Origin of the sequence: Bacteroides sp. PHL 2737, assembly GCF_004115325.2 — a bacterium.
Classification (GTDB): domain Bacteria; phylum Bacteroidota; class Bacteroidia; order Bacteroidales; family Bacteroidaceae; genus Bacteroides; species Bacteroides hominis.
Genome location: NZ_CP040630.1, coordinates 863270 through 877904 on the forward strand (window position 1 = coordinate 863270; position 14635 = coordinate 877904).

Annotated in this window: 13 protein-coding genes; 9 read left to right on the top strand and 4 right to left on the bottom strand. The window is 43.4% G+C overall.

Features of this window, described 5'->3' with window-relative positions:
• Nucleotides 1–119 precede the first annotated feature (119 nt).
• The 5 genes from DBK98_RS03560 to DBK98_RS03580 all read left to right on the top strand — a co-directional run bounded on the left by DBK98_RS03560 (nt 120) and on the right by DBK98_RS03580 (nt 6277).
• A complete protein-coding gene (locus DBK98_RS03560; RefSeq protein ID WP_005782936.1) occupies nt 120–1082 on the top strand; it encodes a calcium/sodium antiporter in 963 nt (320 codons plus the stop codon).
• 88 nt (nt 1083–1170) lie between these two features.
• Entirely contained in the window at nt 1171–2307 is a 1137-nt protein-coding gene (locus DBK98_RS03565; protein WP_005782935.1) for a hypothetical protein, read from the top strand.
• 5 nt (nt 2308–2312) lie between these two features.
• Nucleotides 2313–4184, top strand: coding sequence for a DNA topoisomerase IV subunit B (locus DBK98_RS03570; protein WP_022012250.1), 1872 nt, complete (start codon nt 2313–2315; stop codon nt 4182–4184).
• A gap of 2 nt (nt 4185–4186) precedes the next feature.
• Nucleotides 4187–4639, top strand: coding sequence for a pantetheine-phosphate adenylyltransferase (coaD, locus tag DBK98_RS03575; RefSeq protein WP_005812543.1), 453 nt, complete (start codon nt 4187–4189; stop codon nt 4637–4639).
• A 15-nt stretch (nt 4640–4654) separates the two neighbouring features.
• Nucleotides 4655–6277, top strand: coding sequence for a S41 family peptidase (locus DBK98_RS03580; protein ID WP_005812541.1), 1623 nt, complete (start codon nt 4655–4657; stop codon nt 6275–6277).
• An 83-nt stretch (nt 6278–6360) separates the two neighbouring features.
• On the opposite strand, the gene DBK98_RS03585 is transcribed toward DBK98_RS03580, so the two are convergent.
• A complete protein-coding gene (locus tag DBK98_RS03585) occupies nt 6361–6984 on the bottom strand; it encodes a phosphatase PAP2 family protein (protein ID WP_005782927.1) in 624 nt (207 codons plus the stop codon).
• 115 nt (nt 6985–7099) lie between these two features.
• On the opposite strand from DBK98_RS03585, the gene DBK98_RS03590 reads away from it, so the two are divergent.
• Nucleotides 7100–7975 (top strand): helix-turn-helix transcriptional regulator, encoded by an 876-nt coding sequence (locus tag DBK98_RS03590; RefSeq protein WP_005782925.1) that lies wholly within the window; start codon nt 7100–7102, stop codon nt 7973–7975.
• 198 nt (nt 7976–8173) lie between these two features.
• Here the strand turns inward: DBK98_RS03590 and DBK98_RS03595 are convergent, their stop codons facing one another.
• Together DBK98_RS03595 and DBK98_RS03600 are read right to left on the bottom strand one after the other, a co-directional pair.
• Nucleotides 8174–8326 carry a hypothetical protein gene (locus DBK98_RS03595; RefSeq protein ID WP_080714256.1) on the bottom strand — a complete coding sequence of 51 codons (153 nt, stop codon included), beginning with the start codon at nt 8324–8326 and terminating at the stop codon, nt 8174–8176.
• A 338-nt stretch (nt 8327–8664) separates the two neighbouring features.
• Nucleotides 8665–9705: an acyltransferase gene (locus tag DBK98_RS03600; RefSeq protein ID WP_032531523.1), complete on the bottom strand. Its 1041-nt coding sequence runs from the start codon at nt 9703–9705 to the stop codon at nt 8665–8667.
• Nucleotides 9706–10104: 399 nt separating this feature from the next.
• On the opposite strand from DBK98_RS03600, the gene DBK98_RS03605 reads away from it, so the two are divergent.
• Genes DBK98_RS03605 through DBK98_RS03615 form a run of 3 tightly spaced genes read left to right on the top strand, consistent with a single transcriptional unit; the run spans nt 10105 to nt 13563 of the window.
• Nucleotides 10105–10797: a succinate dehydrogenase/fumarate reductase cytochrome b subunit gene (locus DBK98_RS03605; protein ID WP_005782920.1), complete on the top strand. Its 693-nt coding sequence runs from the start codon at nt 10105–10107 to the stop codon at nt 10795–10797.
• Between the two features lie 37 nt (nt 10798–10834).
• Complete coding sequence (locus tag DBK98_RS03610; protein WP_005782919.1) at nt 10835–12778, top strand: fumarate reductase/succinate dehydrogenase flavoprotein subunit; 1944 nt, start codon at nt 10835–10837, stop codon at nt 12776–12778.
• Between the two features lie 29 nt (nt 12779–12807).
• The gene (locus DBK98_RS03615; RefSeq protein WP_005782917.1) at nt 12808–13563 is read left to right on the top strand and encodes a succinate dehydrogenase/fumarate reductase iron-sulfur subunit; all 756 of its coding nucleotides are present in this window, start codon (nt 12808–12810) and stop codon (nt 13561–13563) included.
• 150 nt (nt 13564–13713) lie between these two features.
• On the opposite strand, the gene DBK98_RS03620 is transcribed toward DBK98_RS03615, so the two are convergent.
• On the bottom strand, nt 13714–14559 hold the full coding sequence (locus DBK98_RS03620; RefSeq protein WP_005822475.1) for an AraC family transcriptional regulator: 846 nt from the start codon (nt 14557–14559) through the stop codon (nt 13714–13716).
• Nucleotides 14560–14635 lie beyond the last annotated feature (76 nt).

Here is a 14635-nt window from a genome sequence, read left to right on the forward strand (position 1 = left end):
AACTCATATAGTCATTGTCACTAAAATGGATAAACGTGCCAAACATACAGATTGTTTTTGACATAGCATAGAGTGAAATCACTATATTTGCACCCGAATCAGTAATTTAAGGTATCAACATGGATATATTACTACTTATCGGAGGATTACTCCTTATTTTAGTGGGCGCCAACTGCCTGACGGATGGAGCTGCGTCCGTAGCCAAACGTTTCCATATTCCTTCCATTGTGATCGGACTGACCATTGTAGCTTTCGGGACATCGGCACCGGAACTGACGGTAAGTGTATCATCCGCCTTGAAAGGCAGTGCGGACATCGCTGTCGGCAACGTTGTGGGAAGCAACATTTTCAATACCCTGATGATCGTGGGTTGCACAGCCCTCTTCGCTCCCATTGTAATCACCCGGAACACCTTGAGAAAAGAAATTCCCTTGTGTATTCTTTCTTCCATTGTTCTGCTGATATGTGCCAACGATGTCTTTCTGGACAAAGCTCCCCGTAATACATTAAGTATTTCAGACGGACTGATTCTGCTCTGCTTCTTCACTATCTTTCTGGGCTACACATTTGCCATAGCTTCTCGTAATACGAACGACGCCCAGCCACCGGAAGAAGAAATCAAAAGCCTTCCGATGTGGAAATCCGTACTTTTTATTCTGGGCGGATTAGGCGGACTTATCTTCGGAGGACAGTGGTTTGTAGAAGGAGCAAGTAACATCGCCCGTAATCTGGGTGTCAGCGAATCCGTTATCGGACTCACACTCGTAGCCGGAGGCACCTCCCTGCCCGAACTGGCTACCTCCATTGTGGCTGCCTTGAAAAAGAATCCCGAAATAGCCATCGGCAACGTCATAGGCAGTAATCTGTTCAATATCTTCTTTGTGTTGGGGTGCAGTGCCTCCATCACCCCCTTACAGTTGGCAGGCATCAATAATTTCGATCTTTTCACGTTGGTCGGATCAGGCATCCTGCTCTGGTTTTTCGGATTATTCTTCGCCAAACGCACCATCACACGGATCGAAGGAAGCATTCTGGTCTTGTGCTATATAGCCTATACAACCTATCTTATCTATCAGATCTGAAAACATTGAGGCACACAGTTTTTAGTTTCTGTACGTGGTAATTTAAAGATTATCACGTATCTTTGCTGCCTCATCATAAATACAAGTTATGGCCATTACAATTAAAAAGGTATCGACGAAAAGAGAACTTAAGAAATTCATTCGTTTTAATTACGAATTATACAAAGAGAATCCCTATTCCGTACCTGACCTCTACGACGACATGCTGAACACATTCAATAAGAAGAAAAACGCGGCTTTCGAATTTTGTGAAGCCGAATACTTTCTGGCTTATAAAGACGGGAAAATCGTAGGGCGCATCGCAGGTATCATCAACCACCGTGCCAATGCCACCTGGAACAAGAAAGATGTCCGTTTCGGCTGGATCGATTTCATCGACGACCTCGAAGTATCTTCGAAACTCTTGCAAACCGTAGAAGAATGGGGCAAGTCCAAAGGAATGGAAAATATTCAGGGTCCCCTCGGATTTACCGACTTTGATGCAGAAGGCATGCTGATCGAAGGGTTCGACCAACTCAGCACCATGGCCACTATCTATAACTATCCCTACTATCCGCAACATATGGAGAAACTGGGATTCGGCAAAGACGCCGATTGGGTGGAATATAAAATCTTCATTCCCGATGCCATTCCCGAAAAACATCAGCGCATATCCGATCTTATCCAACGTAAATATAACCTCAAGGTAAAGAAATACACTTCATCCAGAAAGATCGCAGCCGATTACGGACAAGCCATCTTCGAATTGATGAACGAAGCTTACAGCCCGCTGTATGGCTACTCTCCCCTCTCCCAACGCCAGATTGACCAATACGTAAAAATGTATCTCCCGATTGTCGACCTGCGGATGGTGACCCTGATTACCGATGCGGAAGACAAACTGATCGCCGTAGGAATTTCAATGCCTTCACTTTCAGAAGCATTGCAGAAATCACACGGACGATTACTCCCCCTCGGATGGTATTATCTGCTGAAGGCATTATTTATGAAACGACGAGCCAAAATGCTTGACTTGCTGCTTGTAGCCGTAAAACCGGAGTACCAGAACAAAGGTGTTAATGCTTTGTTATTTTCCGATTTAATTCCGGTTTATCAAAAATTAGGTTTTATCTTTGCAGAAAGCAACCCCGAACTGGAAATGAACGGAAAAGTTCAGGCACAATGGGAATACTTTAAAACCGAACAACATAAACGACGTCGTGCGTTTACTAAGAAGATAGACTAAAAACAATGGAAGAGAACGAACTGATACCTGTAGACAACAACCCTGTAGAATATACAGACGACAACATCCGCCACCTGAGCGACATGGAACATGTGCGCACCCGTCCGGGTATGTACATCGGTAAGCTGGGCGACGGTTCGCATCCCGAAGACGGAATTTATGTCCTTCTGAAAGAAGTTATTGACAACAGTATCGACGAGTTCAAAATGCAATCCGGCAAGAAGATTGAAATCAGAATTGAAGAGAATCTTCGTGTCAGCGTACGCGACTACGGCCGTGGTATCCCACAGGGAAAACTGGTAGAAGCAGTCAGTGTGCTGAACACCGGTGGTAAGTATGACAGCAAAGCATTCAAGAAGAGTGTCGGACTGAACGGTGTCGGCGTGAAAGCTGTCAATGCCTTGAGCTCAAACTTCGAAGTACGTAGTTACCGGGATGGTAAAGTGCGCTGCGCCACCTTTACCAAAGGTGAGTTGATAGCAGATCACACCGAGGATACCGAGGAAGAAAACGGTACTTACATCTTCTTCGAACCCGATAATACTTTATTTCTGAATTATACTTTCCGTCCCGAATTTATCGAGACGATGCTCCGCAATTATACCTACCTGAACACCGGGTTGGCCATTATCTATAACGGGCAGCGGATTCTTTCGCGTAACGGTCTGGTCGATTTGCTGAATGATAATATGACAGCTACCGGACTCTACCCCATCGTCCACCTCAAGGGAGAGGATATCGAAATCGCTTTTACCCATACAGGACAATATGGCGAAGAGTACTATTCATTCGTCAATGGACAGCACACCACTCAGGGAGGCACCCATCAAAGTGCGTTCAAAGAACACATTGCCCGCACTATCAAGGAATTCTATAATAAGAATCAGGACTATACCGACATCCGTAACGGATTGGTAGCCGCCATTGCTGTCAATGTGGAAGAACCCATGTTCGAGAGCCAGACTAAAATTAAACTCGGCTCTACCAACATGTCGCCGGGTGGCGTTACTGTGAACAAGTTCGTTGGCGACTTTGTAAAACAAGAGGTAGACAATTTCCTCCACAAGCATGCGGATGTAGCCGAAATCATGTTACAGAAGATACAGGATTCGGAAAAAGAACGCAAGGCCATTGCCGGAGTTACGAAACTGGCACGTGAACGTGCAAAGAAAGCCAATCTGCACAACCGGAAACTGCGTGATTGCCGTATCCACCTGAACGATGTGAAAGGCAAAGGGCTGGAAGAGGAATCGTGCATCTTCATCACCGAGGGTGACTCGGCAAGCGGTTCCATCACCAAAAGCCGGGATGTAAACACACAAGCTGTATTCAGCCTCCGTGGTAAACCACTCAATTCTTTCGGCCTGACCAAAAAAGTGGTTTACGAAAACGAAGAATTCAATCTGCTGCAGGCCGCATTGAACATAGAAGACGGCATAGAGGGATTGCGTTATAATAAAGTGATTGTAGCGACCGATGCCGATGTGGACGGTATGCACATCCGCTTGCTGCTGATCACTTTCTTCCTCCAGTTCTTCCCCGATCTGATCAAGAAAGGACATGTATACATCCTTCAGACCCCTCTTTTCCGCGTACGCAACAAAAAGAAAACACTCTATTGCTATACCGAAGAAGAGCGGGTGAATGCCATCAAAGAACTTAGCCCGAATCCGGAAATCACCCGGTTTAAAGGTCTGGGAGAAATCTCACCCGACGAATTCAAACACTTTATCGGTAAAGACATGCGTCTTGAACAAGTGTCGTTGCGCAAAACAGACACGGTCAAAGAACTACTTGAATTCTATATGGGTAAGAATACAATGGAACGGCAAAACTTTATTATTGACAATCTGGTTATAGAAGAAGACATCGCATAGACATGAGAAGAGCCATCTTTCCGGGAACGTTCGACCCGTTTACTATCGGACACTATTCTGTTGTACAACGAACCCTGACATTTATGGATGAAGTTGTCATCGGTATCGGTATCAACGAAAATAAAAATACGTACTTCCCGATAGAGAAACGTGTGGAAATGATTCGTAAGTTTTATAAAGACGAACCCCGGATCAGGGTTGAATCTTACGATTGCCTGACTATTGATTTTGCCCGTCAGGTAGATGCCCGATTTATCGTCCGTGGCATCCGTACCGTGAAAGATTTCGAATACGAAGAAACCATTGCCGATATCAATCGGAAACTGGCAGGAATCGAAACCATTCTGCTGTTTACCGAACCGGAACTCACTTGTGTCAGTTCTACCATTGTACGCGAACTGCTGGGCTATAATAAAGATATCAGTATGTTTATTCCCGAAGGGATGGAAATGTAATAAATCCATGTGATCATGAAAAAAATAATATACCTGCTTATCGGCTTGTGTTCCGTTTTAGGATTACAGGCACAAAACTTCGGCTCACCTGCCATGCGAAAATTGCAACTGGCAGAGTTTGCCATCTCTAATTTATATGTAGATACGGTCAATGAAAACAAACTCGTTGAATCGGCCATTATCGAAATGCTGGCACAGCTCGACCCCCATTCCACCTATTCGGATGCCGAAGAGGTTAAGAAAATGAACGAACCTCTCCAAGGTAACTTTGAAGGAATAGGGGTACAATTCCAGATGATTGAAGATACGCTACTCATTGTACAACCGGTGAGCAATGGCCCTTCCGAAAAAGTGGGTATTCTGGCAGGAGACCGCATCATCGCAGTTAACGATACTGCCATCGCAGGAGTCAAAATGAGCACAGAGGAAATCATGGGACGTCTGCGGGGCCCAAAAGACTCGAAAGTAAATCTGACCATTATCCGGAGAGGTGTGAAAGAACCACTTTTATTCAACGTAAAAAGGGATAAAATCCCCATCCTCAGTCTGGACGCTGCTTATATGATTCAACCCAAAACAGGATACATCCGTATCAACCGTTTCGGAGCAACCACTGCAGAAGAGTTTCTGAAAGCCCTGAAAGAGTTACAGAAGAAAGGAATGAAAGACTTGATTTTAGACCTGCAAGGCAATGGAGGAGGTTACCTGAACGCTGCCATCGACCTGGCAAATGAGTTTCTGGGACAAAAAGAACTGATTGTTTACACGGAAGGACGTTCTGCGCAACGCAGTGAGTTCTTTGCCAAAGGTAACGGAAGCTTTCGTAACGGACGCTTGGTGGTATTGGTAGACGAATATTCGGCTTCGGCAAGTGAGATTGTGACAGGTGCCATTCAGGATTGGGACAGAGGAGTAGTGGTAGGACGCCGTTCTTTCGGAAAAGGATTGGTTCAACGCCCGATCGACCTGCCCGACGGCTCCATGATCCGCCTGACCATAGCCCGCTATTATACTCCTGCAGGGCGTTGCATACAGAAACCTTATGATAGCAACATCAACGAGAAGCCGGGAAAAGGAAAGAGCAGCGAAAGCAGTATCGATAAATACAATCAGGACCTTATCGACCGTTACAATCATGGCGAAATGGTAAGTGCAGACAGTATCCATTTCCCGGACTCACTAAAATGCCAGACTAAAAAGCTGGGACGCACCGTCTATGGCGGCGGAGGTATCATGCCTGATTATTTTGTTCCGGTTGACACAACTCTGTATACTGATTACCATCGTAACCTGGTAGCCAAAGGGGTAGTAATCAAAACGACTATGAACTTTATTGAAAATAACCGCAAGGCTTTATTGGATAAATATAAGACCTTTGAGAAATTCAATGAGAAGTTTGAAATAGACGACCGGATATTGAATTTCCTGAGAGAGGCTGCCGACAAAGAAAAGATAGAGTTCAACGAAGAGCAGTACAACAAGGCTTTACCACTGATTAAGGCCCAATTAAAAGCTCTGATAGCCCGTGACTTATGGGATATGAATGAATACTTTCAAGTAATGAATGCTACCAATAAGAGCGTGGAGCGGGCACTGGAAATCTTAAATGACAAAGAATACGAGAAGATATTGAAATAATGATTCTCTAACGGAGAGTTATGAACGGTGAATGATGATCAGTCTACGCTTTTGGCAGAGTGTCCATCACTCACCGTTTATTGTTAATAATTTATGGTAACCTGCTTTTTCTCACCGAACAACCATTTATTGAGCCAGCGATTCACATAAATATTGGCTACTGCGCAACCGGCACCTATCACAGCTCCTGCCGCTACATCCGACGGGTAATGCACACCTTCGTTCATTCTTGAAAAGCCCACAGAACATGCCCAAAAGGCTGATGGAGCTATCACATACCACTTAGGATAACGGATACTCAAAGAAGTAGCCAACGAAAAGGCGGCTGCCGTATGCCCGGAGGGAAACGAAGGACTCGATTCATGGCTGCGCGCATTCACCCGATCCGGATAACGGTCATATGGCCGCTCACGGTCAAAAGCATATTTCATACCATATGTAATTACAACTGCCTCGGCTACACTCGTCCCAATATAAATAGCATCCTTCAATAACTCTTTATCTTTATCAATCCCTGCATATACAGCCATCGCCACCGGAACACCTACTGCGATATAAGGTGCCGATTTAGAAAAAGCCTTGCTATAATTCCTCGCAAACTTACCATCAAGACTGTTTATTTTATGTAACGTATTGATATCCCAGTTCTGAGCATACCCTCCCATCGAAGAAAGCACACAAAAACAAATAAGCACAAATTTCTTCATTTTTCTACTAATTTACTATTTTGCAGCAAAGATAGATTAAAAAGACAGAGTTTTCGCAAAAAAAACCTATCTTTGTTCCCCAAGTATTATTTACCCTGACACCTAACTTTAATTCATGGCCAGAGAAACTCTTTGTAATAGACAGACAGATTGTGCGCAATGTCCCAAAGCTACAGAAGGCATACTTGTTCATCGGACGTTTCCAAAAGGACAACATTTCCCGGCTGACAAATGCACACAAAACTGTATTCTGTTTATGCTACAAGGAGAGTTATTGATCAACAGCGAAGAGTATCCCGGCACAACGTTACGCGAAGGACAGTTTATCCTCCAGTCCATCGGTTCAAAATTAGAATTATTGGCGCTGACAGACGTAAGTTATGTAGTGTATTGGTTCAACGAACCACCTTTGATCTGTGAGCAACATTATCAGGAAATCCTGCAACAATCAGAATCACCCTTAACTTATACGCCTTTGGTAATGACCCAACGTATTACCAATTTCATGAAAGATATTTGTGATTACCTGAGTGAACAGATTCCTTGCGGTGCGTTTATCGATCTCAAATGTCAGGAACTTATGTATCTGATTACCTGCTATTACCCGTCACCCCAATTAAGTAGATTCTTTTATCCCATCAGCAGTTATACAGAAAGCTTCCAATATTTCGTCATGCAAAATTACGAAAAAGTGAAAAACGTGGAAGAGTTCGCACACTTGGGAGGCTATACAACTACTACCTTCCGCCGCTTATTTAAGAATATGTATGGAGTGCCGGTATACGAATGGATTCTGAGCAAGAAAAGAGAAGGTATCCTGGAAGATCTCCAGCACACCAAACAACGCATCACTGAAATCAGCAATCGTTATGGTTTCGATTCCTTATCACATTTTGCACATTTCTGCAAAGCTTCTTTTGGAGACTCCCCGCGTGCCCTTCGTACACGTGCAGCCAAAGGTGAAAAAATTACTACTCTAAAAACAGAATAGAAACCGCCCTTTGCCTGGCAAAAGAGAAACGGCCCGCTATTTGGCATCCATAGTAAGCAGACCTTCTGTTCCAATACCCTCCATTATATACCAGGACGATAACCATTACCACAAAACTTTATAAACATCCACTTCTCCTTGATGAAGCTTTTATTGGTGAGTTATTCCGGTTCTTCTTCAAATTTGGTGGTAAATTCTTTATTTCTTTATTTTCAAGTTGATAATTGTCCTTTTTGCTTGCTTTAATAAGAAAAACCAGACACCGGCTGAATAAGATAACTCAAGTTTCGGAAGTGAATTTGCGCCGTCCGGACCGGTATCTTCATCCTTATACCTTTCTTCAATTAACATTGTTAACGCCTTTTGCAGTTCGTCAGGTTCTTATGCGCAAATAATAAGGCTTTTGCATTTAAAGAACTTGTTATTCACATCCAAAGAACAAGCTTTAACTCTGTGTTAAAACAAAGCTTTTGAGGATAGAAATCTTACTTTTTAAAGATATTGATTTTCAGATGGTTTATTCTAAAATTCGCTTCTTCACCTCATGGATGGACTCTTCGGGGGAAAGCCGGGATACTTGCTTTTTTGTCAACTATAAACGAGAGCTTACACTTCCGAAAACGGAATTAGATTCCATGAGTAAAAGAAAACTTACCACCAAATTTGGAGAAGAACCCTTATTCCACGAATTATTTATTTAACAGTGCTCTAATTCGCCTATTCATCGGCTTCTCAAAATAATAGTAAGAGAGCAGGCTTAACGAGACGATGACACAAAATAGAATCGGAATGGAAACGTACCAGACTATATGAAAGTTATTTTCTTTCTGCCACTCCGCATAAGATAACAAAACAAAAAGATGAATCAGGTAAAAGCTAAAGCTAATCTCTCCCCCAATCACTAAAATACGATTGGACAAAAGACGTGAGACCCAACCCTTTTGCAGAGAGAAACTGATCAGGATGAACGCGATCGGCAGCCAATAGTAACAGGAATACCGATATACTTTTGGAACTTCAGCAGCATATAGATAGAATACCCAAAATAAGACGATCGATATTATTTCAATAATACTTCCTTGGAAAGATGTGATGTTTTTATTTTTCAAACGGTCGTACAGTTGAAACAACAACATGCCGACTATAAAATCCGGAAATCGAGCAATCGGATTAACGTACCAATATCCTTTTATATCACTTTCCGGAGTAAAATACATACCGACAATAACCAATATAGCGGAAATTAAAAATACACAGAACAAACCCTTATAGTTTCTTGCTATCGGCACCAGAAATGGAAAACAGAAGTAAAAAAGCTGCTCGCAACATAAGCTCCACGAAGGACTGTTAAATGAAAAAAAGTAATCAGCTTTAGGTATATAGGCATTTGTTAATGTGAGTGAAGCCAAAAAATGCTTGCTCCAATCCGTAAATCCCGATGCAATTACATAGCCTCCTAAAGCGGCAGCAATCAATAAAGTCAGGACATGCAAAGGATAAATACGGGCTATGCGCGCTACCCAGAAAGATCGTTTGGTCATTTTGCTTTCACTTAGTTTCTTTTGATAATTGTATGCTATAATAAAACCGCTTAGTACGAAAAAGAAACTAACACCGACAAAACCTTCTTTAAAAAAATGAAGATCGAAAAAGTCGTCTATTACATAACAATGTGCTCCAAAAACCATTAAAGCAAATATAAGTCGCAAAGAGGTGAGTGTGTTTATCATAAATCCGGTATTGCCTGTTTCTTTTGATCATTCCTTCTCTGGGATGCAAAATTAAGAAAAGAACAGTTCGAATATGCACTAAACAACTTCTTTTTATACAGATCAAGGTTAACTTCTTAAGAACAAATAATTTACTCTTCTAACAGATTCACAATAAATCACTTATAAACACAACTGGCAATCCTTTGCCAGGTTTCCTCATGGAGTGCTTTCAGTCAATCAGTTACTATTTTACCGGCCCTATTTATCCTGTTCTCTCCGGGCACTTCAGATTAAAGAATTATTTCTTTAATTCTTTGGTTAATCAATGTATTTCGTGTACTTTTGCACAATGAGAAAGAAGGCTCGTAAAACAGAAATTATAGTTCTAACAATTAAATAATTTAAAATCAATCATTTATGTGGTTAAGTAATTCATCTGTAGGAAGGAAAGTGGTGATGAGCGTTACCGGTATCGCCCTTGTCCTGTTTCTAACGTTTCACATGGCGATGAACCTTGTTGCGATCATCTCGGCTGAGGGTTACAACCTGGTTTGTGAGTTCCTGGGAGCAAACTGGTATGCGTTGGTAGCTACGCTGGGCCTGGCTGCCCTCTTCGTGATTCACATTATCTACGCTTTCTGGCTGACAATCCAGAATCGCGCAGCACGTGGTAGCGAACGTTACGCCGTAGTTGACAAACCCAAAACCGTAGAATGGGCATCACAGAACATGCTGGTGCTGGGTATCATCGTTATCTTAGGTTTGGGCCTTCACCTCTTTAATTTCTGGGCTAAAATGCAGTTACCGGAATTGATACACAACATGGGAGGAGTAGCAGACACAACTTATGCTGCCGATGGTGTTTATCACATCATGAACACTTTTTCTAACCCCGTATACGTAGTGCTGTACCTCGTTTGGCTGGGCGCCCTTTGGTTCCACCTGACTCATGGTTTCTGGAGCTCTATGCAATCTCTGGGCTGGAACAACAAGATTTGGATCAACCGCTGGAAATGCATCTCCAACATCTATTCAACCATCGTTGTTGTATGCTTTGCTCTGGTAGTAGTCGTATTCTTCGTTAAATCGTTGGCATGCGGTGCTTGCTAAATTGTAAATTGTAAATGATTAAATTGTAAATAGCATTATGACTAAGATAGATTCAAAAATTCCTGAAGGCCAGCTCGCCGAAAAATGGAGTAACTATAAAGCTCATCAAAAACTTGTTAACCCTGCCAACAAACGTCGCCTTGACATCATCGTTGTAGGTACCGGACTTGCCGGGGCATCTGCCGCCGCTTCTCTGGGCGAAATGGGTTTCAGAGTATTCAATTTCTGCATTCAGGATTCACCCCGTCGTGCTCACTCCATCGCAGCACAGGGTGGTATCAACGCAGCTAAAAATTACCAGAATGATGGTGACTCGGTTTACCGTCTTTTCTACGATACAATCAAAGGTGGTGACTACCGCGCACGTGAAGCCAACGTTTACCGTCTGGCCGAGGTATCAAACGCTATCATCGACCAATGTGTAGCTCAAGGTGTACCTTTCGCACGCGATTACGGTGGCACACTCGATAACCGTTCATTCGGTGGTGCACAGGTATCCCGTACGTTCTATGCCCGTGGCCAGACCGGACAGCAGCTATTGCTGGGCGCTTATTCAGCATTGAGCCGTCAGGTACAAAAAGGTACTGTTAAACTTTACACTCGTTACGAAATGCTCGACCTCGTCGTTATCGAAGGACGTGCACGCGGTATCATTGCCCGCAACCTCGTAACCGGTGAAATCGAACGTTTCGCCGCTCATGCTGTAGTAATCGGCACAGGTGGTTACGGAAACGCTTTCTTCCTTTCTACAAACGCTATGGGTTCCAACGGTTCTGTTGCCATCCAATGCTACAAAAAAGGTGCTTACTTTGCTAATCCTTGTTTTGCCCAAATTCACCCGACTTGTATCCCGGTACACGGTGACAAGCAGTCTAAGCTGACATTGATGTCAGAGTCACTTCGTAACGACGGTCGTATCTGGGTTCCGAAGAAGATTGAAGATGCCAAAGCATTGCAGGCAGGAACTAAAAAGCCGACTGAAATTCCTGATGAAGACCGTGACTTCTATCTGGAACGCCGTTACCCCGCATTTGGTAACCTTGTTCCCCGTGACGTAGCTTCACGTGCTGCCAAAGAACGTTGTGACGCAGGTTTTGGTGTCAACAACACCGGTTTGGCCGTATTCCTTGATTTCAAATATGCCATCGATCGTCTGGGTGAAGATGTAGTTCGCGCCCGTTATGGTAACCTCTTCGACATGTACGAAGAGATCACTGACGAGAACCCGTACAAGACTCCGATGATGATATTCCCTGCTATCCACTATACAATGGGTGGTATCTGGGTTGACTATGAATTGATGACCTCTATCCCGGGTCTGTTCGCTATTGGTGAAGCTAACTTCTCTGACCACGGTGCCAACCGTCTGGGTGCATCTGCATTGATGCAAGGTCTGGCTGACGGATATTTCGTATTGCCTTATACTATCCAGAACTATCTGGCCGACCAGATTCAGGTACCACGTTTCTCTACAGACCTGCCCGAATTTGCGGCAGCAGAGAAAGAAGTGAAAGATAAAATCCAGAAGATTAAAGCTGTAAACGGAAAACATTCTGTTGACTCAATCCACAAGAAACTGGGTCACATTATGTGGGACTTCGTAGGTATGGCTCGTACTAAAGAATCTCTGCAGAAAGCTCTGACAGGTATTCAGGAAGTGAAAAAAGACTTCTGGACCAACGTTCGCATCCCGGGTGAAGTAAACGAACTGAACGTAGAACTTGAAAAAGCCCTCCGCCTGATCGACTTCATTGAAGTAGGTATGTTGATGGCTCGTGACGGTCTGAACCGTGAAGAATCTTGCGGTGGACACTTCCGTACAGAATATCAGACTCCGGAAGGCGAAGCATTGCGCGACGATAAGAACTTCTCTTACGTAGCATGCTGGAAATACACCGGTGAAGATTCAGAACCGGAATTGATCAAAGAAGACTTGAACTATCAATTCGTGAAAGTTCAGACTCGTAACTACAAGTCATAATTCGGTTAATCAATTAAAGGAAAACAAAAATGGATAAAAATATATCATTCACGCTGAAAGTATGGCGTCAGAAAAGCCCTAAAGCGAAAGGTGCTTTTGAAACATACCAAATGAAAGATATCCCGGGCGATACTTCATTCCTCGAGATGCTGGATATTCTGAACGAACAGATCATCAATGATGGTGGCGAACCTATCGTATTTGACCACGACTGCCGCGAAGGCATCTGCGGTATGTGTTCTCTTTACATCAACGGACACCCACACGGACCTGCAACAGGTGCTACTACCTGCCAGATGTATATGCGTCGTTTCAAAGACGGAGATACTATCACTGTTGAGCCGTGGCGTTCTGCCGGTTTCCCGGTAATCCGCGACTTGATGGTTGACCGTACGGCCTATGACAAGATCATGCAGGCCGGTGGTTACGTAAGCGTAAACACAGGTGCTCCTCAGGATGCCAATGCCATTCTTATCTCTAAGGACATCGCTGACGAAGCCATGGACGCTGCCGCATGTATCGGTTGTGGTGCTTGTGTAGCTGCTTGTAAAAATGGTTCTGCCATGTTATTCGTATCAGCCAAGGTTAGCCAGCTGAACCTGCTTCCACAAGGTAAAGTAGAAGCTGCCCGCCGTGCAAAAGCAATGCTTTCTAAAATGGATGAACTGGGATTCGGTAACTGTACAAACACACGTGCTTGTGAAGCAGAATGCCCGAAGAACATCTCCATCAGCAACATTGCCCGCTTGAACCGCGATTTCATCATCGCAAAACTGAAAGACTAAGCAAAACTTAGCATTTGATTAATAAGTAGGAAAATTCCCCGCCGGTATCGGCGGGGAATTTTTTTATATGAAAAGTATTATTTCTTACGATGTCTACGATACCAGATAATGAAGCCGATCAGGGGAAGTGAAGCACCCGAACATTAAAAGCTACTCCTTACCGCTGGATTTTCGAATAGCCCGGGGCGAAGCACCGAACGACTTCTTACAAAAATTGGAGAAATGAGGCAAAGACTCAAAACCATATTTGTAACAAATCTCCGAAATGGTGGCATCGGTATACTTAAGATCATACATAATCCCCTCCTTACGGCGTTTCAGCATCCATTCGTAGACCGGTTCGTGGAAGATGGTATTAAAAATACGACGGAATGTAGTTACGCTATATCCTCCCATGTGGGCCAGTTCCTCTACGGTTTTCACCCTCATATAGTTTTGCAGAACAAAATACTGAAAGCTATTGGTATATTGTGAGAGCGGATGAACCAATGAAGACAGGTCATAGTCCGAATAATAATACCCCAGAATAAAAGCAAGTTCTTTCCGTTTGAGTGATAACAGCTCCCGACAAATTTTATTTTCACTCAAATAGTTTTTCGATCCTTCAAGGAAATATTGCAACTCCGGGATAATTTTGAGAGGTGAGTAAATCAACGGTGCCGGAATTTCATTCATAATGTAGTTATAGCGTTGTTCACAAAAAAGCTCCGGCTGGTTAAAACTGTAACACACACACTCTACATCTGTCATAGCCAATACTTCCAACTTTGATCCGATGGCTTGAAGAATAAACTCTCCGGCACGTAACATCGTTCCGGCATATTCCTGACTATTGACTAATATTTCCCCTTTTAAGAGGAAAATCATCAGGTTCTCTTCACACTTCTGGGCAGGACGATGAAAACCTCTCGGATGAGAAGCGTGCATAATGGCATTATCAACAGCCTTGGGACATATCTGACAGTTCATCTTATCTCCACAGAAGGAGTCGGACATAGCGCGTTGTGTTTTGTTTATGTTGCCGACAAATGTAGGAGATTTTTTTGAAAAAACAATTAAGAAAGAAGAAAAT

Bases quoted from the DNA above. Each gene is read 5' to 3' on its own strand.
- DBK98_RS03560 (WP_005782936.1), top strand. From the start codon at position 120: ATGGATATATTACTACTTATCGGAGGATTACTCCTTATTTTAGTGGGC.
- DBK98_RS03565 (WP_005782935.1), top strand. From the start codon at position 1,171: ATGGCCATTACAATTAAAAAGGTATCGACGAAAAGAGAACTTAAGAAA.
- DBK98_RS03570 (WP_022012250.1), top strand. From the start codon at position 2,313: ATGGAAGAGAACGAACTGATACCTGTAGACAACAACCCTGTAGAATAT.
- coaD (WP_005812543.1), top strand. From the start codon at position 4,187: ATGAGAAGAGCCATCTTTCCGGGAACGTTCGACCCGTTTACTATCGGA.
- DBK98_RS03580 (WP_005812541.1), top strand. From the start codon at position 4,655: ATGAAAAAAATAATATACCTGCTTATCGGCTTGTGTTCCGTTTTAGGA.
- DBK98_RS03585 (WP_005782927.1), bottom strand. From the start codon at position 6,984: ATGAAGAAATTTGTGCTTATTTGTTTTTGTGTGCTTTCTTCGATGGGA.
- DBK98_RS03590 (WP_005782925.1), top strand. From the start codon at position 7,100: ATGGCCAGAGAAACTCTTTGTAATAGACAGACAGATTGTGCGCAATGT.
- DBK98_RS03595 (WP_080714256.1), bottom strand. From the start codon at position 8,326: ATGTTAATTGAAGAAAGGTATAAGGATGAAGATACCGGTCCGGACGGC.
- DBK98_RS03600 (WP_032531523.1), bottom strand. From the start codon at position 9,705: ATGATAAACACACTCACCTCTTTGCGACTTATATTTGCTTTAATGGTT.
- DBK98_RS03605 (WP_005782920.1), top strand. From the start codon at position 10,105: ATGTGGTTAAGTAATTCATCTGTAGGAAGGAAAGTGGTGATGAGCGTT.
- DBK98_RS03610 (WP_005782919.1), top strand. From the start codon at position 10,835: ATGACTAAGATAGATTCAAAAATTCCTGAAGGCCAGCTCGCCGAAAAA.
- DBK98_RS03615 (WP_005782917.1), top strand. From the start codon at position 12,808: ATGGATAAAAATATATCATTCACGCTGAAAGTATGGCGTCAGAAAAGC.
- DBK98_RS03620 (WP_005822475.1), bottom strand. From the start codon at position 14,559: ATGTCCGACTCCTTCTGTGGAGATAAGATGAACTGTCAGATATGTCCC.